Source organism: Sphingomonas radicis, assembly GCF_051400635.1.
In the GTDB taxonomy this organism is placed as follows: domain Bacteria; phylum Pseudomonadota; class Alphaproteobacteria; order Sphingomonadales; family Sphingomonadaceae; genus Sphingomonas.
The window spans coordinates 1176991-1196191 of the sequence record NZ_JBLFFG010000001.1 but is presented as its reverse complement, the minus strand read 5'-3'; the positions used below and the strand labels follow the sequence as shown (position 1 = coordinate 1196191).

The 19201-nt window shown below is 65.8% G+C and carries 13 protein-coding genes; 4 read left to right on the top strand and 9 right to left on the bottom strand.

The genetic code is table 11. From position 1 onward, the window contains the following. Positions 1-228: 228 nt before the first annotated feature. Both ACMGDH_RS05440 and ACMGDH_RS05435 read left to right on the top strand, forming a co-directional pair. Entirely contained in the window at positions 229-3405 is a 3177-nt protein-coding gene (locus ACMGDH_RS05440; RefSeq protein ID WP_436826886.1) for a TonB-dependent receptor, read from the top strand. Positions 3406-3746: 341 nt separating this feature from the next. After that, positions 3747-4178 carry a hypothetical protein gene (locus ACMGDH_RS05435; RefSeq protein ID WP_436826885.1) on the top strand — a complete coding sequence of 144 codons (432 nt, stop codon included), beginning with the start codon at positions 3747-3749 and terminating at the stop codon, positions 4176-4178. Between the two features lie 180 nt (positions 4179-4358). Here ACMGDH_RS05435 and ACMGDH_RS05430 read toward each other — a convergent pair whose 3' ends face one another. The 4 genes from ACMGDH_RS05430 to ACMGDH_RS05415 form a co-directional block, all read right to left on the bottom strand. Beyond that, positions 4359-5774 (bottom strand): hypothetical protein, encoded by a 1416-nt coding sequence (locus tag ACMGDH_RS05430; RefSeq protein ID WP_436826884.1) that lies wholly within the window; start codon positions 5772-5774, stop codon positions 4359-4361. Positions 5775-6293: 519 nt separating this feature from the next. Then, entirely contained in the window at positions 6294-8996 is a 2703-nt protein-coding gene (gene galB, locus ACMGDH_RS05425; RefSeq protein ID WP_436826883.1) for a beta-galactosidase GalB, read from the bottom strand. An 84-nt stretch (positions 8997-9080) separates the two neighbouring features. Continuing rightward, on the bottom strand, positions 9081-10175 hold the full coding sequence (locus ACMGDH_RS05420; protein WP_436826882.1) for a PLP-dependent cysteine synthase family protein: 1095 nt from the start codon (positions 10173-10175) through the stop codon (positions 9081-9083). A gap of 96 nt (positions 10176-10271) precedes the next feature. Next, the gene (locus tag ACMGDH_RS05415; protein WP_436826881.1) at positions 10272-11900 is read right to left on the bottom strand and encodes an ArnT family glycosyltransferase; all 1629 of its coding nucleotides are present in this window, start codon (positions 11898-11900) and stop codon (positions 10272-10274) included. Positions 11901-11929: 29 nt separating this feature from the next. Between ACMGDH_RS05415 and rfbF the strand changes: the two genes are divergently transcribed. Together rfbF and rfbG are read left to right on the top strand one after the other, a co-directional pair. Then, on the top strand, positions 11930-12703 hold the full coding sequence (gene rfbF, locus ACMGDH_RS05410) for a glucose-1-phosphate cytidylyltransferase (protein ID WP_436826880.1): 774 nt from the start codon (positions 11930-11932) through the stop codon (positions 12701-12703). Beyond that, positions 12667-13782 (top strand): CDP-glucose 4,6-dehydratase, encoded by a 1116-nt coding sequence (rfbG, locus tag ACMGDH_RS05405; RefSeq protein WP_436826879.1) that lies wholly within the window; start codon positions 12667-12669, stop codon positions 13780-13782. The genes rfbF and rfbG overlap by 37 nt, the downstream gene beginning before the upstream one ends. Here the strand turns inward: rfbG and ACMGDH_RS05400 are convergent. The 5 genes from ACMGDH_RS05400 to ACMGDH_RS05380 are packed head-to-tail and all read right to left on the bottom strand — an operon-like array spanning position 13737 to position 19186. Continuing rightward, positions 13737-14690 (bottom strand): class I SAM-dependent methyltransferase, encoded by a 954-nt coding sequence (locus ACMGDH_RS05400; protein WP_436826878.1) that lies wholly within the window; start codon positions 14688-14690, stop codon positions 13737-13739. The two genes, rfbG and ACMGDH_RS05400, sit on opposite strands and share 46 nt — an antisense overlap. Then, a complete protein-coding gene (locus ACMGDH_RS05395) occupies positions 14687-15103 on the bottom strand; it encodes a GtrA family protein (protein WP_436826877.1) in 417 nt (138 codons plus the stop codon). The genes ACMGDH_RS05400 and ACMGDH_RS05395 overlap by 4 nt, the downstream gene beginning before the upstream one ends. Then, positions 15100-16920: a thiamine pyrophosphate-binding protein gene (locus ACMGDH_RS05390; RefSeq protein ID WP_436826876.1), complete on the bottom strand. Its 1821-nt coding sequence runs from the start codon at positions 16918-16920 to the stop codon at positions 15100-15102. The genes ACMGDH_RS05395 and ACMGDH_RS05390 overlap by 4 nt, the downstream gene beginning before the upstream one ends. Continuing rightward, a complete protein-coding gene (locus ACMGDH_RS05385; protein ID WP_436826875.1) occupies positions 16917-17930 on the bottom strand; it encodes an NAD-dependent epimerase/dehydratase family protein in 1014 nt (337 codons plus the stop codon). Before ACMGDH_RS05385 ends, ACMGDH_RS05390 begins: the two co-directional genes overlap by 4 nt. Beyond that, positions 17927-19186, bottom strand: coding sequence for a hypothetical protein (locus tag ACMGDH_RS05380; protein WP_436826874.1), 1260 nt, complete (start codon positions 19184-19186; stop codon positions 17927-17929). Before ACMGDH_RS05380 ends, ACMGDH_RS05385 begins: the two co-directional genes overlap by 4 nt. Positions 19187-19201: the final 15 nt, after the last annotated feature.

Genomic DNA, 19201 nt, shown 5'->3' with positions numbered 1-19201 from the left:
AACGGGCCCTCCCCATTCCTATAGGACGAAACGCGGCTACTCGGGTCGAAGTGCCGTGAATTCGGCACGCCATGCAGATCGCCCGGCGACGATGCCGGATTTTCACCGCAGAATCGCGCCGGAGCGGAGGGGAATTGACCTTCGGTCGCTTAACTCATACAAAACAATGTGACCGCTAACATTAGCGGCAATCCGCGATTCACGGCGGGAAAAGTCAGGGAGGATACTATGCCTGTGAGAAGGTGCATTGTCGTACGGCGCGGGACGCTGCTCACCGCATCGCTGCTGGCGACTGCCGCATGGCCGGCGCTGGCGCAGACCACCACACCCACTACACCGCAGGAACAAACGGCGGGAGAGAACCAGGCCGATTCGGCCTCGCAGGTTCCTCCTGAGCCTTCGGCGGGTGCCGACGAGGAAATCGTCGTCAGCGGCTATCGCGCGTCGCTGCAGAGCCAGACCAACGCCAAGCGCGAGTCGATCGGCTTCAGCGATTCGATCTTCGCCGAAGACATCGGCAAGTTCCCCGACACCAACATCGCCGAATCGGTCAACCGCATCCCGGGCGTGACGATCGCCCGCGAAGTCACCGGCGAAGGCACCAGCATCGCGATCCGCGGCCTGGGCACCAATTTCACGCGCGTGCTACTCAACGGCGCGCCGGTCGCGGTCGCCTCGGTCCGCTTCGACGCGCAGAGCACCAACCGCGAAGTAGATCTCGACCTGCTGCCGACCGAACTGTTCACCCAGCTCACCGTCACCAAGTCGCCGGTCGCGAGCCAGGTCGAGGGCGGCGCCGCCGGCACCGTCAACCTCCGCTCGGCACGTCCGTTCGACAATCCCGAGACCTATGTCAGCTACAGCCTTCAGGGCTCGAAGGTCAGCACCGCCGACAAATGGGGCTATCGCGGCCATATCCTGGCGAGCACCACCTTCGGCGACTTCGGCATCCTCGCCGGCGCGGCGGTGGCGCGCAACGAGTTCCGCGTCGACGGCTTCGAGACGATCGGCTGGACCAACCCGAACCTTACCGCCGCACAGCGCACCACCGGCACGCGCAACGCCACCGGCGGCGGCAACTGGACGATCCCCGGCACCGTCCCCGTCAATGCCGGCAACGGCCTGACCACCGGCGCGACGATCGACGAGGCGTTCCTGCTCGCGCAGAACCCGGGCGCGACGATCGACCAGATCGACAACGGCCTGCTGCCGCGCCTCGGCCGTCCGCGCACCGAGATCGGCTTCCGCGATCGCAAGAACTTCATCGGCTCGCTCGAATGGCGCCCCAGCGACGATTTCCACTTCTACATCGACGGCCAGTACGGCGAGCGGAAGACCGAATTCGAACGTACCGCGATGAACTGGGTGGTGCGCAACGGCGCGGCCATCCCGCTCGACACCACCTATGACCGGACGGACTGCGCAACCGGCTGCGTGGTGACCAGCGGCACCTATGCCAATTCGCAGTTCTTCCTCGAATACCGCCCCTATCGCGACACGGTGGACTTCTGGGGCGTCAACCCCGGCATCGAGTTCACCGTCAACGATTTCATCAAGGGTGATCTCCAGGCGAACTACACCAAGAGCACCTTCCACCGCGAAAGCCCGACGGTGCTCGTGATCACGCCGCCGAGCAGCGGCGTCACCACGACCTACACCAACGATGGCGGCATCCCGAACATCCAGAGCAACATCGATCTCAACGATCCGCGCAACTTCGGCTGGGCCGGCGGCGGCCGCGTCAACCTGAACGGCGAGGATCGCGAGACCGAGACCAAGGGCATCCGCGGCAGCCTGCTCTTCGGCGACGAGAAGCGCTTCAGCATCCGCGTCGGCGCTGCTTATGACGACACCCGCCGCCGCATCACGCCGTGGGACAATACCAACCCGTGGCAGAACGCGATCTGCGGCAACAACCCCAGCGTGACGCTGCCGGCGCCCAACCGCCAGCCGGTCTGCGACGGAACCAACATGCCGGGCACCGCCACTCCCCCGGGCTACCCGAGCTATCCGGCGTACGGCACCGGCTATTCGAGCGGCTTCCCGCCGTTCAGCTGGGGCGGCTCGCTGGTGCCGACCGCATCGGTGCCCAGCTATCTGATGCCGGGCAGCAACGGCTTCATCACCGTCGACTGGAATCGCTTCCGTGCCGACACCGGCTATGACGCGTTCCTGGCCGATGCTTCCGAGACCGGCTCGGGCAGCAGCGGCGCCAACGGCGGCCTGATCCAGGAGAAGGTCACCAGCACCTTCGCCGAGGCCAATGGCGTGATCGACATCGGCGACAACCAGCTTCGGCTCAACGGCGGCATCCGCTATGTCCGCACCGAGCAGATCGTCGGCGGCCGCACTTCGATCGTCGATCCGCGCAACAATGTGGGCGGCGTGGTGTGCCCGGGCGCTTCGCCGGGCTTCGCGCTCGACGGCTCCTGCTATCCGAACATCAACACCTTTTCGGAAACCACCTCGCTCTATTCGAACTTCCTGCCCTCGGCGAGCGCGGCCTTCCACATCGGCGACATCGCGGTGGCGCGTGCGTCCGTCTCGCGGACGATGACTCGTCCCGATCCGAACGCACTGCTGCCCGGCGCGAGCTTCGTGCAGCCGTCGGCGGACGTCGGCACGGTCGGCAACAGCCAGCTCGACCCCTATATCTCGAGCAACATCGACCTGGGCTTCGAGATCTACACCGGCGGCGAGGGCGTGATCGCCTTCGCGGCGTTCCGCAAGTCGATCACCGGCTTCACCGTGCCGGGCACGACGACGGTGCCTTTCTCCTATCTCGCTCCCTATGGCATCACCTTCGCTTCGCTCACTGCGGCGCAGCAGGGTGCGCTGGTCGCTCGTGCCCAGCCGGGGCAGGCGCCGGAGGACGTTCCGATCATCATCCAGCAGCAGGTCAATTCGGACGGCAAGCTCAAGGTCAACGGCCTCGAGTTCCAGATCACCCAGCCGCTCGACTTCCTGACCAGCTACATCGGCGTCACCGGCTTCGGCTTCCAGGGCAATCTCACCCTGATCGACCAGAAGGGCGAGGGCGCCGGCGCCCCCGCGGTCGCACTGGGCGTCGCGCCGACCACCTACACCCTCACCGGCTATTACGAGGGCAACGGGCTGCAGGCACGGCTGACCTACACCTTCAACGAAGGATCGCAGAACTCGGGCACCAACCAGAACGGCATCCCGACCGCGGCGATCTTCGGGCGCGACTATTCGCAGCTCGATTTCTCGGGAAGCATCGAGCTCAGCGAGATCTTCAACAACGATTACCTGCCCTCGCTGACGCTCAACGTGATCAACATCACCAAGGAGTCGCAGAGCAGCTACTTCCAATACCCGAACGCGACTTTCAACGAATACAACCCCGGCCGCACCGTCCTCGTGGGCATCCGCGGCCGCTTCTAACCGCAATTCCCCCCGCACCTGGGGCGGCCGGAGCAATCCGGCCGCCCTTTCCTTTTTTGGCGGATGGCGGGATCGGGCCCTGTCCTCATCGCCCCATGAACGTCGGGCCCAAAGTGCGGCGCATTACTGATTTCAGCGGTGACGGCGTGCGAAGGCAAATTGCAGTCGGCCCACTTTCGCCAAATCTCCATTCAGCGAGCCCGCAACCGGACCCGAGAGGAGTCGTTCGTTCATTTAGCTGCGTACTCAGCTACCTGCGCAATTGCAGATGGTGTTCCGAGGCTGTTCAGCTTCCCGAAGCAATGAAGTGATCTATTCATGTTCAAGCCGGGAGGACGAGGATGAAGCTGATTGCCATTGCGGCCGCGGTGGCAATCGGACCTTCGTTAGCTGCATCCGTCAATGCGAACGACGTAGACAGGGTCATCAGTAAACTTGACCTGACCACGTTCCCAAATTCGCTCCCCAAGCGAATGCCTGGAAAAACCACCTTTGCAGACTACGGTTTTATCACCGTTGCGAAGACGGCAAGCGGAGCGAAGCTAGTCGGCCAGATCGATGGCGCATCGAAGAGCTTCGTCGTGGTATCGAACCATCCAAAGCACATGCGCCTGTGCTTCCACGATGGAGTAGTGAGGCAGCTCGGCGCAACGGCACGTCGTTTCGATATAACCTCCGCGCTCCTTGTCACGAAATCGCAGCAAGGTGCGTGGACTGCCGAAGAGGTCCCGGGGGGATTCCCGAACTGCCGTAACGGTCGAGCGGCAACTTAGGCAGCGAGCACGCGCAAGCTGCCGTTCTGCAGTCCACCAGTTTCCGCCATCCCCGGCGGCAATTGGACGGTGGAAGCGGGCCAGAAGCTACCGCCCCAAAGTTTGCCATTGATCGGAGGGGACCGCCGAGGCCGAAAGCGGTCATGGCGTATGCCGCAAGCTAGGGCTTCCATTAATTGGTTAGATGTCGTCGTTCAATCTTATATAGACGCGCGAGGTCGAAATTGGCCCGTTACCCACACGCACGTCATATTCGAACCAAATGATGCCAGGCTCCTGATCCAATCTTTCGATCACCAGATTGCCAGCGAGATCCCGGCTGAGCCGGATACGGCGAACGAATTCAGCGGGCACCCGTGCCTCGGACCATTGAGGATTGATCGGATTTGGCAACATCCATTGCGCAACATCGACGTCATTGCAGTGCGGCGCCTGGCGCAGGATGGAGAGGCATTGATTGTCGAGTGCGAGCATATTGCCGGTTACATGGCGGTCGAAAGACACATAATCGGCAACCGCTGTCACACCCCCGATATCGTAGCGCGCCTGCTGCATCCCAAAGAACGATTCTAAGCCGGCCACCAATTCATCGACCGTCAAGGCATTGAGCCGTGTATGTGACGGGACGCGATTCAAAGGCGTTTGGATGGTACCGAACAACGCCATCAACTCGGGTAGTATGCGGATACGCAGTGCCCGTTCGATGGCCATCGAAGTGTACCCGAACGGGAACCGTGTCGCGTCTCGGCGTGCGCCGAAGCGGTCGATCGCCTGCCCCCATCGTGCAAGCAGTTGTGCCGCCGCATTCCGCGCCTCTTCGCTCGCCCGACGGGCCACCGGCGACCGGTCGAGCACCGAACGGATAGACGCAGCGTCGTTCAAATCCACCCGGCCGATGCGCAATTGTTCGGACAGAGGTGCGAGGTTCTGCGCAACGACGATGCTGCGATCGGGCCCGAACCCGGTGGAATTCGGAAAGCCAGCCAAGGCCAGCAGCTTTAGGTTCACTAGCACTACTTCCCGCGCAACAGGTCTTATCGCCGGATTCGGATCGCCCGTTGGGTCCGAGGTGCTCGTCTCGTGGTCCGCATTGAAACCTGCCAAACGCGCCGCGTCCATCGCGAGACCCAAATTGGCTGGTACAACATCGTCGTCGATGTTCCGTAGCAACGTGGTTACGGGCGATAGAACCGTCCCGCCTCGAGGTGTCCTCACGTCCGCATAGTGGAACCCGGTGAGGTCGTCATATCCGGTGGCGCTCATCGCCCAGAGCGGCGCAGCCGGGGTTTGCGAGCTGTCCAGCCTGTCCAGTACGTCAGGGCCAAATCTGCCCCAACGGTCGGTTGTCGTGCGCGTATCTCCAGCATCTGCAATGACACCGGCGAACTGCCCATTGTCGTTTGAATCTATGGTGATGTAGCCGACAAGGCCCGCTTCAAAGCGCGGCGCCGGCGAAGGAGTTGGCGTGGGCGTCGGCGTTGGAATAGGCGCTTGGGGTGAAACGGCGATCGTGCCGCCGCCCGACGAACTCCCACCACCGCCGCACGCCGTTGCGGCAAGACAGACCCCGACTGCAAGAATCTGCAGCTTTTTCATATCGCTCCCCCCAAAATCCGACACTAGGCGGGGCTGAACATTCAATCAACTTAGTGCAGCGGTGAACCGCTCCCTTCACAATTTGCATTCCTAAAGCGGCCGCACCGCTACCCACCCATTTCCCGCCATTTGCCCGGTCGGCGCCGCTCTCGGTCGTACCGAATTGAGAACAACGCTTGAACATCAGCCGCGGCGCCCTAAGTCGCTGGAGCGACTTGCTCGCCGCTCTTTCCCATCGTCCGCACGATCTCTCTCGAGCATGAGTCAACCGGGCTGCTGCGTCCGTGCAGCCTCCCTGCCGCGTCGGTGTAGCGTCGGTGTAGCGTCGGTGTAGCGTCGGTGTAGCGTCGGTGTAGCGTCGGTGTAGCGTCGGTGTAGCGTACCTGCCGCGTGGGTGTAGCGTCGCGTCAAGGGATTCTGCACCTTATGCTTGCAAATCAATGCGTTGCCATTTTGGCCTGCCCGCAAAAAGGCGCAAACGAGTCAAGCACGTCAACCGGCACCGCCGCGCCCGCCGGATCACCGCGTGCTGCGCACCTCCACGGTGGCGGGCTCCAGCCCTTCGCCCTCGACCCGCACGACGATCTTCCCGCTGCTCCCCGGCTTGGCCCGGACGATCGCCAGCGCCAGCCCGTTGAACGCGGGCCGCGCGTGCGACGGGAAAGGCACGAAGCTCGTCGGATCGCCATTGTCGGTCGCCACGATCTCGCCCGGTCCGGTCACGCTGAAGCGCAAGCCGTTCTTGGCCCGCGGCGCTAACGCGCCGTCCTTGTCCAGCACCCGCGCCGTGACGAACGACAGGTCGCGCCCGTCGCCGGCAATCGCACTGCGGTCCGCTTCCAGCTGGAGCCGCGCCGGCGCCCCGGTGGTCCGCCGCATCGCGGTCGCCCATTCCTTGCCGTCCTTCCAGGTGACGACCCTGATCTCGCCGGGTTCGTAGGTGACGTAATCCCAGCGGAAGCGGTACTCGAAGGGCGCGCGCTTGCGCCGGCCCTGCGACTTGCCGTTGACGAACAGCTCGGCCTCGTCCGCCGAAGTGAAGACATGCACCGGCGTCGGCTCGCCCTCGCGCCCCGGCCAGGTCCAGTGCGGAATGATGTGCGCGAACTTCAGATCCGGCCGCCAGCGCGCCTGGTAGAGATAGAAACGGTCCTTGGGGAAACCGGCCAGATCGATGATACCCGAATAGGAGCTGCGCGCGTCATAATAGGGCGTCGGCTCGCCGAGATAGTCGAAGCCCGACCAGACGAACTCGCCGCCATTGTACGGATGCTGGTCGTCGAGCGCGAAGACCTTGTCGGGTGACGAGCCGAAGTCCGATGCGAACAGCTCATATGCGCTCACCTGCCTGGTCTTCGGATCGCCGCCCACGCCGGGGCGCACCGGGCCGCTGATCGTGCCGGGCACGGGGAACAGGAACTCCCCCCGGCTCGACAGCGCCGAGGCGCTTTCCGAATGGAGGATCACCTTGTTGGGGAAGGTCTTGCGGAAGGCATCATATTCGCTGGGCCGCGAGCGGATGCCGTGGCCCTGATAGTTGAGGTTGAGCACGTCGACCACTTGCGGCAGCGGCATGTCCGCCTTGGCAAAGTTCATCGCGCTGGTCGCGAGCCGCGTCGGGTCTTCCTCGCGAACGATCTGCACCAGCCGGCGCCCGATCGCCGCGCCTTCCTCGCCGGTATATTGCTCGCCGACTTCGTTGCCGACGCTCCACAGCACGATCGACGGGTGGTTGCGGTCGCGCCGGAGCATCGAGCGCAGATCCTGCTCGTGCCAGTCGGGAAAGATCAGGTGGAAGTCGAGCGGGGTCTTCTTGCGCTCCCAGCTGTCGAACACCTCGTCGATCACCAGCAGGCCCATCCGGTCGGTGAGCTCGAGCAGCTGCGGATCGGGCGGGTTGTGGCTCATCCGGATCGCGTTGGTGCCCATCTCGCGAAGGATCTCGAGCTGGCGCTCTGCAGCGCGGATATTGAACGCTGCGCCCAGCGCGCCCAGGTCATGGTGGTTGTTGACGCCCCTGAACGGCACATGCTCGCCGTTGACGATCAGCCCCTTGTCCGGATCGAAGGTGATGGTGCGGATGCCGAACGGCGTTTCATAGCGGTCCACGACCCGCCCGCCGCGAGTCACCGTCGTCACTGCGACGTACCGATTGGGCTGCTGCGTCGGCGGTGGACCCCAGAGCCGCGGCCTGGCGACGCTGGCCGATCCGGTCGCCGTGGCGCTCGCCTTGGCTGCGAGGGCGAGCGGCGCCGGAGCGATCGTCGCCACCGGCTTGCCGACGCGCTTGCCCCGCCCGTCGAGTGCGTAGACCGCGCTGGCGACAGTCACATTCGCGGGCGCATCCGCGTCATTGTCGACGGTCACCGCCACCTGCACCGTCGCCCGCTCCGCCGAGACCTGCGGCGTGGTGACCACCGTGCCCCATTGGCCGACATGCACCGGCGCAGTCTTGGTCAGCCACACGTTGCGGTACAGCCCGCCGCCTGGATACCAGCGCGCGGACTCGGGCGGATTGTCGAGGCGGATCGCCAGCTGGTTGGTGCCGGCGCGGACATAGGGCGTCAGGTCCAGCCGCCAGCTGTTGTACCCATAGGGCCAGCCGCCGACGAGCCGGCCGTTGAGCCACACCGTCGCGTAGGACATGGCACCGTCGATATCGAGGAAGATGGATTTGCCCGCGTCGCTCGCCGGAACATCCAGCGTGCGGCGATACCAGCCGATCCCCCAGCTCGTCAGCCGCCCCATGCCGCCATAGGGTCCGCTCTCCAGGAACGGCCCTTCGATCGCCCAGTCGTGCGGCAGCGTCACGGCGCGCCAGCCGCTGTCGTCGAACCCCGCCTGGACATAAGGATGATCGCTGCCCGGATCGCCTGCTGGGCGAACATGCCGCCGGGCGGGATCGCGGATGAAGGCGTTGCCCGTCGGCAGGATCCACGGCTTGAGCACCCGCCGTCCGGCAGCGGAGACCTGCACGGCCGCGTCGGGGCGTGCATCGGCCGCCTTGCCGTCGGCACTGGCAGCCACCTCCGGCCGCACGTCATAGTCGAGCCCTGCCCCGCTCCCCGCCGGCTCGCCCTTCATGAAGCGCCAGCCGGCGTCCAGCAACACCCGCTCGCGACCCTCACGCTGCGCCGAGGCGGCGCCGGCGAAGGCGACGCTCATCACGAGCGACAGCAATGCGGCGGCCAAGAGCGCGCGCCAGCGGAACGTGCGGGTCATCATCCCTCCCCAGGACTTATTGTCTGAGTAAATGTCAATGCGTCCGCGCTTCCCCTGCGTCAAGCGCAGTCGGGAGAGTATCGGTCAGCCGCCGAGCAAATACGCGACCCGGTCTGCCGAAGCGCGCCATTCGATCCCCTGCCCAGCGAGCCAGTCGTCGCTATAATAGGTGCAGCCATAGCGTTCGCCGCCGTCGCAGAGCAAAGTGACGATGCTGCCCGTCTCGCCGGCTGCGTGCATCTCTTCCACTAGTGCGGCGCAGACCCAGAGGTTGGTTCCGGTCGATCCGCCCACCGGCCGCCCCAGCCGGTCGGCGAGCGCCCGCATCGCACCGATGCTCTCGCCGTCCCGCGCCATGATCATCCGGTCGACGACCGAAGGGATGAAACTCGGCTCCAGCCGCGGCCGGCCGATGCCTTCGATCCGCGAGGCGCAGCCTTCGTCGAGCGCCGTGCAGTTCCGGTCCGCATAATGCCGGTGGAACACCGAATGCTCCGGGTCGGCGACGCACAGCCGCGTCGGATAACGCCGGTAGCGCAGGAAGCGCCCGATCGTCGCCGAAGTGCCGCCCGTCCCCGCGCCGCACACGATCCAGCTCGGCACCGGATGCTCCTCCTCGACCATCTGGGCGAAGATGCTCTCGGCGATATTGTTGTTTCCCCGCCAGTCGGTGGCGCGCTCGGCATAGGTGAACTGGTCGAGATAATGGCCGCCGGTTTCCGCGGCGAGGCGGTGCGCGACGTTGTACACCGAGCGCGGATCATCGACCATGTGAAGCTCGCCGCCGTGGAAGCGGATCGCATCGAGCTTGGGCGGCGCAGTCGTTGCGGGCACCACGGCAATGAACCTGAGGCCCAGCATCCGCGCGAAATAGGCTTCGCTGACCGCAGTCGACCCGGACGATGCCTCGATCACGCAAGTGTCGGGCCGGATCCAGGCATTGCACAGCGCATAGAGGAACAGCGAGCGCGCGAGGCGGTGCTTGAGGCTGCCGGTGGGATGCGAACTCTCGTCCTTCAGATAGAGCGTGATCCCCGGATAGCGCGGCAGATCGACACGGATGAGATGCGTGTCGGCCGAGCGATTGTTGTCCGCCTCGATGCGTCGGATCGCGTCGGCGAGCCATGCCCGCTCCGCATCGCCGAGTTTCTCCTGCGAGTCGTGCCCGCGCAATTCCATCGCATTCGCTCCTTCGGCACGGCCCGGTCCGCGCCCACGCGTGCATTGACCGTGCGGCACGACATATTCAACCCGCAGCACAGGTTCGGCCGCCTCTCATCGGAGCCGGACGATCCTTACCGTGGGACCGCCCCGCTCCCCTGCAATCGGGTGCAACTCGGCGACCGGATACCCGCTCTCGAACAATCGCTGATATCGCCCCAACTCGGCGGGGAAGCGCGCGGCGTCGGCGCGATAGACGTCATAGTGCGAAAGCACGGCATAGTCGGCGCGACAGGTTTCGAGCAGCGCCGGATCGACATGACCCAGGTCGATCACCGGCCGCCCGGCACGGAGCGTCTCGACCTGCGAGTAGCGAAGCTGTCCCGTCAGCGTGCGGCGCACGTCGATGCAGCCAGCCGATCCGAGCGGGAACAGCAGCCGCCAAGGGCCAGGCAGCAGATCGAAGGCCGCGTGCTCGATTAGAATTGTACTCCCGGCCGGCACATGCGCCTCGATCCAGCGCGATGCCACCTGTCGTGTGTCATTGGCGCGCTCCACGGCGCTGGTCTGGGCCGTCCGAACCATCGGGATGCACGCCAGCAGCACCGCGGGCACGAGCAGCAGGGGCCGGCGCGAAATCCGATCGACCAGCCAACAGATCGACCAACCGGCGGTGATCGCCAGAAACGGCAGCAGCGGCACGACCCAGCGCTCCCAGACCAAAGCCTGCACGCAGATCGTGATCGCGAAGACGATGAAACCGGGAAGCACTGCGATCGCCAGCGCGCGATTGCGCAATGGGGCGAGCCCGAGGCCCAGCATCGCCAGCGCCAGCCCGGCCCAGCCGAGCGATGCCAGCAATGGCCCACGAAGGTACCAGAGCAGGTTCGCCACGAAGCTTCCGCCGGTGGCGCCGGGGTGCATCGGCCGTGCTTCACCCGCCAGATTGCGCACAACCGTCGCATAATCGAGCACGAGATAAGGCGAGGCGAGCAGCAACGCCGCCAACCCTGCCGCCGGCACCAGCGCTACCTGCCGCCACTCCCGGCGATCACCGCTAGCGCGCCAGATAGCGGCGCATACAGGACTGAGCAGAATCACCGCCGCCGGCCATTTTGTCGCGCAGGCAAGTCCCGCCCATAGCCCCGCCAGCAGATAGTCGCGCAACCTTCCCTCGCGCAGGATCGCCACCGACGAGAGCGCACACAGCAGCATGAAGACGCTCGCATGCACGTCGGTGCGGATGATCTGCGAATATTCGATGTGGACGGCGTTCACGGCCAGGAACGCGGAGGCAGCGAGCCCGAGCCGCGGCCCGCCGAGCCGCTTGCCGAGCAGCCAGGTCAGCCACACGCACGCCACCCCACACGCCACGATGAACAGCCTGCCCGGAAGGAATAACAATCCCGGATCGGCGTAGACCGCGGCGACGAACGCATCGGCGTCGGCATAGTGCCCGGTGGCCAGCCCGGCTCCAGCCACACCCAGGCTCACCAGTACGAGTGCATAGAGCGTGGTTGTGGCGGGATGACCGAACCAGCCCGGATTGAGGCTGTGGTTCTGGAGCATCTCGACCGCGGTCATCACAAACAGCGGTTCGTCCGGGTCGTTGAGCGCTGGCAGTCCGAAGCCGACGCCATGCAGCCGCAGCGCCACCGCGATGAGCAGAACCAAGAACACCAACGCGCGCTCGACCCAGCCGTCGCGGATCGGGTTACGGGCTGGGGAAGGTGGTTCCGTCATGGTGCCGAATGCCATGACGTGGAGTGACGATGCGAACCGTAATCCTGGCCGGCGGTCTTGGCACCCGGCTCGGCGAAGAAACCTCGGTTCGGCCGAAGCCGATGGTGGAGATCGGCGGGATGCCGATCCTCTGGCACATCATGAAGATCTATTCTTCGGCCGGATTCAATGACTTCGTGATCTGCCTCGGCTACAAGGGCTATCTGATCAAGGAGTTTTTCGCGAACTATTTCCTCCACACCTCGGACGTGACAATCGATCTGCGCCGCGGCAACGGGATGGAGGTCCATTACGCCCGTAGCGAGCCTTGGCGGATCACATTGGTCGAGACTGGCGCGACGACGATGACGGGCGGACGGCTTGCCGCGGTCCGGCCCTATCTCGATCCCGACGAGCCCTTCTGCTTCACCTATGGCGATGGCGTGGCCGACATCGACGTCGCCGCGTTGGTCGATTTCCACAAGACCCATGGGCTGCGCGCGACGATCACCGCGGTCTCGCCTCCGGGCCGCTTCGGCGCACTCGAATTCGATCAGGGGCGCGTGACCGATTTCAAGGAAAAGCCCGCTGGCGACGGCGGCCAGATCAACGGCGGCTTCTTCGTCGCCCACCCTTCGGTGCTCGACCTGATCGACGGACCCGAGACGGTGTGGGAATCGGGGCCGCTCGAACGGCTCGCGCGCGGCGGCGAGCTGATGGGTTACCGGCACGAAGGCTTCTGGCAGCCGATGGATACGCTCAGGGACAAGATCTACCTCGACGAATTATGGAAGAGCGGAAGCGCACCGTGGAAGCGCTGGTGAGCGGCGCCTGGAGCGGGCGTCGGGTGCTCGTCACCGGGCACACCGGGTTCAAGGGAAGCTGGCTGAGCCTGTGGCTCCACGCGATGGGCGCCGAAGTGACCGGCTTCGCGCTGCCGCCGCCCTCCGATCCGAGCCTGTTCGAAGCCGCGCGGATCGGCGCGCTGGTCGATCATGTCGAAGGCGATGTCCGCGACCTTGCTGCGGTGCGCGCGGTAGTCGAGAAAGCACGGCCCGAAGTGATCTTCCATCTCGCCGCCCAGCCGCTGGTAAGGCTTTCGTATCAGGAGCCGGTCGAGACCTATGCCACCAACGTCATGGGCACCGCCCATCTGCTCGAAGCCGCGCGCCAGGTGCCCGGCGTGCGCGCGATCGTCTGCGTGACGAGCGACAAATGCTATGAGAACCGCGAATGGGTATGGCCCTATCGCGAGAGCGATCCGATGGGCGGGCATGATCCGTATAGCAGTAGCAAGGGCTGCGCGGAGCTGGTCGCCGCCGCATATCGCCAATCCTTCTTCGCGGACGGCGGTCCCGCGCTCGCGACGGTGCGCGCCGGCAATGTGATCGGCGGGGGTGACTGGGCCGCAGACCGGCTGATCCCTGACCTCGTCCGCGCGTTCGAGGCGGGCGTGGCGCCGCTGATCCGTTCGCCCGACGCGGTGCGCCCGTGGCAGCATGTGCTGGAGGCGCTGGGCGGCTATCTGATGATCGCCGAGCGGCTGCTGGCCGGCGAGACGCGCTTCGCCGACGCGTGGAACTTCGGGCCTTCGGACGACGACGCACGCCCGGTTTCGTGGATCGTCGAGCGGATGCGGGCGGCTTGGGGTGGTGGAGCCACGGATGCGTTGCCCGACACTGGCCCACGCCCGCACGAGGCCGGCCTGCTGCGTCTCGACTGCTCGAAGGCCCGCGCTGCGCTCGGCTGGCGCCCGGCGCTGACGCTCGACCGCGCGCTCGAATGGATCGTCACCTGGCACAAGGCCGTGGCGGCGGGCGCCGATGCGCGCGCGGTGACGCTCGCCCAGATCGCCGATTATTCCGCCGCCTCCAGCCGCTCGGGCGATCGCGCCGCCGCCTGAGCGGGCGCGGTCGCCAGCGTCAGGATATTGCCGAGTCTGAGTCCGATCGAGATGCGCGGCAGCGGCACGCGCGTGAGCCTGACTCCCACCGACCAGGCCGCCTGCCGCGCGAGGAAATCGACCGGAAAATGGTTGCGGCTGCGCTCGACGGCGACGCCTGAATAGCCCGCGCGTTCGAGCAGCGCAGCGATCGTCCCGGGATTGAACAGTAGCGGATGCTGAAGGCAGAAGGGTGGCCAGCTTTTGCCCATCACACGCCGGAGCAGCGACTGCTCGTTGTGCGTCACGATCATCAGCGTGCCGCCCGGCCGTAGCTTAGCACGGATCTGCCGCAGCATCGCGAGCGGATCGAGCAGGTGATCGAGCACATGAATCATCACCGCCAGCCCCACCGATCCGTCGGGAACCGCCGAAAGATCCTCCATGTCGGCGCTCAGCGTCGCCGGACGGCCATCGGCCGCCATGCGCAGCACGTCGTGAACGTCGCGGTTGGGCTCGAACAGCCAGAAATGGTCGAAGCTGCCGCGCCGCGCGGCCTCGGTGACGACATAGCCCACGTCGGGTCCGATCTCGAGGTAACCGCCCTCCAGCCCGCCGCGCGCCGCCGCGCGCTCGAAATAGCCGCGCTGGGTCGCCGCGATCGCGTCGCTCGCTACCAGATCCATGTTGGGCGCCATGCTCGAATAGAGCTCCGCGAGCTGGCGCTGGTCGAAGAACACCGGATTGTAGAGCAGCCCGCAATCGAGGCAGCGGTGATAGGAGAAGAAGCTCCTCTCCTTGAACAGCCCGGACCAATAGGGGCGCAGCTGCTCGGGCGTCATCCATTCGGCGCGCATCGGCGCCTGCATCTCCGAGAGCGCGGCCCCGCTGCCGCACATCGGGCAATCGCGTTCGAGGAAAAGGCTCATCTTGGGCCTCCTGCAGTGCGGAAAGTGACTCGGCTGTGCCAGAACCAGCTGCCCAGGATCAGCAGCAGCGTGAAGCCGAGCTGCGCGAGGATCGGCGGCACGCCCGCCAGCTCGACCAGCAGCGGCAGTGCTGCCCAATTGGCGGCATAGTTGAACAGATAGAAGCTCGAGAAAGCCCCGAACTCACGCGCGAGATTGCCGCGGGTGCGGAACACGCCGAGCTTGTAGGTGGTGAAAGCGAAGCACAGGCTGATCGCCTGCGCGATGCCCAGCGCCAGCATGTAATGGGTGTGGAGAAAGGGCACGCTCCACAGCAGCAGCGGATAGATGGCGACGCCGAACACGGTGTTCGCCGCCCCTGCCAGCGCGAAGCGCAGCGGGCGCTCCCCGGCCTGGGCGAGCCGCGCGATCACGAATCCTCCATCAGCGGAATGCGCATATTCTCCGCCAGCACTTCGCGCGGCAGGAACGGCGAGAGATCCTCCAGCGCAGGCGAAGTGATCCGCCCGTCGGGATGCTGCTTCGCGCCGAGCTTGGGCGCGAAGGAGACATTCTCGTCGATGAACAGCTCGCAGACGACGGGTCCCTCGGCGGCGAGCGCCGAGGCGATCGCGCTCGGCAGATCGTTGTGCGAGTCCGCGCGGAAGTAAGCGAATCCGAACGCCGCGGCGACCTTGCCGAAATCGGGGAAGGTGACGTTGCTCTTGGGCCCGCCGCCCACCTCGACGCCGTTGAAGAAGTTGCGGTGCGTCTGGAAGATCGAGACATAGCCGCTGTTGTTGATCAGGAAGACCTTCACCGGGATGCCGTAGCCGGCGATCGTCTGCATCTCCTGCAGGTTCATCATGATGCTGCCGTCGCCGGCGATTGCGATCACCCGTCGCTTGCCTTCGCTCGCGGCCCAGACGCCGATCGCGGCCGGCAGATCATAGCCCATCGTCGCGCAGCCCGAGTTGGTCCACAGCCGCTGGCCGCGCCTGATCTCGGCCGTCTGGAAGCTGACCACGCAGGCGCTGCCGTTACCGGTGACGACGACATCGTCCTCGCCCAGCTGCTCGAACAGCGCGTCCATCGCGATATAGGGATGGATGTGCGGCCCATGGTCGCGATATTCGGGAAGCACCGTCGGGAAGCGGCGTACACGCTCGCGCGACCATTCCAGCCATTCGCGATGCTCGGAAGTGGGTCCCGCATAGGGCTGGGCGAGCAGCGCCGGGATAAGATCGCCGAGATCCGCGACTACCGGCATGTCCGGCACCACATTGGGCTTCGCGAGCTCGACCGGATCGATGTCCACCCAGATCTTGAACGCCGCGCGCGCGAAGCTCTTCCAGTTGTAGCTGACCTGGCGGATGTTGAGCCGGCTGCCGAGCACGAGCAGCAGGTCTGCGCTCTGCGTCACCATGTTGCCGCCGCGATCGCCCACCGTCCCCGGCCGACCGCAATATAGCGAGTGATCGTTCCAGAGGACATCGTGCGCGTTCCATCCGGTCACCACCGGCACGCCCAGCTTCTCGATCAGCCGCAGGAAATCGGCGTGCGCGCCGCTCAGCCGCACGCCCCCGCCTGCGAACACCACCGGCCGCTCGGCAGCCTGGATCTTCGCGAGGATCGCCGCCGCTGCGACTTCGAGGTCGGTACGCTTCCACGGCTCGTCGAGCTCGGCGGGATCGAAGCCCGACAGGTCGTCGGGATCTATCTTCGCCGCCTGCACGTCGAGCGGAATGTCGAGCCACACCGGCCCGGGGCGCCCGCTGGTCGCGAGGTACAGCGCCTTTTCGAGATGGTAGCGGATGGTCCGCGGATCGGTCACCATCGTCGCATATTTGGTGATCGGGCGGACCAGCTCCTCGATGTCGAGCTCCTGGTCGCCATATTGCCGCAGCGGCAGCCCCGTTGCCCGTACCGTGGTCTCGGTCTTCACCTGTCCCGAGATGACGAGCATCCCGATCGAATCGACATAGGCGCCGTAGACGCCGGTGATCGCATTGGTGCCGCCCGGCCCCGAGGTGACGTTGACCACTGCCAGCCGGTTGGTCAGCCGATAATAGGCCTCGGCCGCCATCGCCAGCGCCTGCTCGTGATGGGTGAAGACCGTCGCGAGCCGCGGGTGCGTGCCCAGCGAATGGTTGAGGTGCATCGCCCCGCCCCCGGTCAGCATGAAGACATGCGCGATGCCGTGATCGGCGAGCCGTTCGGCCACCCAGTCGGAGAGCTTCACTAGAGTCATGGTTTCCATCCGTTGGAGATCGCAGTGCGGCGGATCGCCTCGTCGAGGCCGATGGTGGGCACGACGCCCAGTTCGCTGCGGATCGATTGCGTCGAGGGAACGTAGCGGCCGGGGTTCCAGCCGGGATCGGGCCTGCCGAGGATCTCCACGCCGGGTCCGCCGAGCAGCGTGGCGGTGCGCCGGGCGAGGTCGGCGATCGACACCGCCTCCTCCGATCCCATATTGTAGGTCGCGCCGCTCCGCCCCGCGATCAGCAGCGTCCAGAGCCACATGGTCAGATCGGCGGCGTAGAGGTACGAGCGCACCGCCTGTCCCGATCCCTCGACTCGGATCACCTGGCCGGCCATCGCGTCGCGGATGAAGTTGCCCGCTGCGAAATGGATGTCGAGCGAGAGCAGGGGCCCCAGCAGCGCGAAGATTCGCGCAGTCACCACGTCGAGCCCGAACTGCTTGCCGTAGATCGCGCAGAGCATCTCGGCCGCGCGCTTGCCCTCGCCATAGGCCGAACGCGGATCGCGCGGGTCGGGGCCGCCGTGCCAGTCCTCGGCAACATGAGGGACGTCCCAGGGCTGCGCGCCATAGACCGCGCCCGAGCTCAGGAACAGGAGGCGCGCGCCGGGCTGCGCGGCAGCGAAATCAAGCGCGCGCCGCGTGCCGCTCACGATCGTATCGAACATCCGCCGGGGGTCGTGCGCATTGAGCGCGGCGCTCGCGTCGGTCGCGGCGTGGATGATGTGCGTGAAGCGCCCTTCCGGCGCTGCGAATCCGGTGACGTCGCCCGCGACGAGCCGGAACCGCTTGGCCAAATGCGGCGCGCGCGCGGCGAAAGCGGCCGGATCGCGGCTCAGCACCGTTACCTCGGCGTCGATCCTGGAATGCGCCAGCGCCTCCAGCATCCAGCGCCCGATGAACCCGGTCCCGCCGGTCATGAAGATGCGCGCCCCGCCCAGCCGCGGCCAGAGCGGCGCCAGCGTGCGATCGATCGCATCGAGGTCCTCTTCGAAGATCATGCCGGGACCAGCCCCAGCGTCGGCCGATATGCGCGGTGCGCGCGCACCACCTCGGAAATCGCGTCGAGCGACAGCGCCACCACGATGGCGACGACCAGCCCCGGCCGCAGGAAATGACCTATGGCCAGCCCGAACTCGGGGTTCACCGGCCGCCCGCCGAGCCAGCTGTTGATCGAAAGCTCGAGCACGGTCGAGAGCGGCCAGTCGGCCACCAGGCAGAGCAGATAGGCGCAGACGATCGCCACCGCCTGCCCCCCACGCCGCCACGGCTCGAGCAGGACGAGGAACAGCAGGAAGGTCTGGGCGTAGCCGCCCGGCGATTGCGTCACGAGATAGGCGCCCAGTAGAATTGCCGCGATCCGATACGCCGGCAGCGCGCGCGGCTGGAGCCAGGCCGCGGCGAGCGCGAGCAGCGCGATCCCCTGCGTCGAGCGGATGACCAGCGGCACCAGCCACTCGATCATTTCGACGGTGCGCGACGGCACGAACTGAAGCACCGGAATCTGCGATCCGCGGATCAACAGCAGGGGGGCATAACTCGTCGAATAATGGACTTCGTTCCAAACTTGGCCGCTCTGGAACACCACCCAGTTGGCGGTGTTCGCCGCCAGCTCCATCGGCGTTCCCGAGCCCACGAGCGCGAGCGTGACGAGATAGAGCGCCACGGTCGCCACCCCCGCGAGCTCGAACGGGCGCCATTCGCGCTTCACGGCGTGCGCGAGAACCGGGAGCAGCAGATAGGGCTTGAAGTTGATCGTCGCCGCCGCCGCGAGTGCACGCCAGCGCGCCGATTGCACAAGCGGCCCGTGCGCGACCACGAAGGCAGCGAAGGCGACGAGGATCAGGTTTCCGCGCTCGAGCGTGAACAGCAGCGGCAGGCCGAGCCCGAAGCCGATCGTGCGCATCGGTGCGGTGCGCGGATCGGCGCGGCGGAAGCTCAGCCAGACCAGCGCCACGTCGAGCAGGTAGAAGCCCAGGATCGTCGCGCGGCCCAGCCAGTCGCAATCGCGCGCGTGAAAGGGCGACTGAAGGTAGCAGCCGGGCAGGCTGAACGCGTCGAGGAACACGAACGAGAGCGGCGGATAGATGCTCCGCCACACGTCATAGGCGCCGGGGTTGTTCGCCCAATAGGCCGTGTTGAACCAGTCCATGAATGTGTCGTTGGTGTCGAACACGAAGGGCTGGGGCAGATAGCCGGCCTGGTCGAACTGATAGGCAGTCCAGCCGAGGCTCACGACGACCGCGAGCGCGAGCATGACTTCGCATATGAG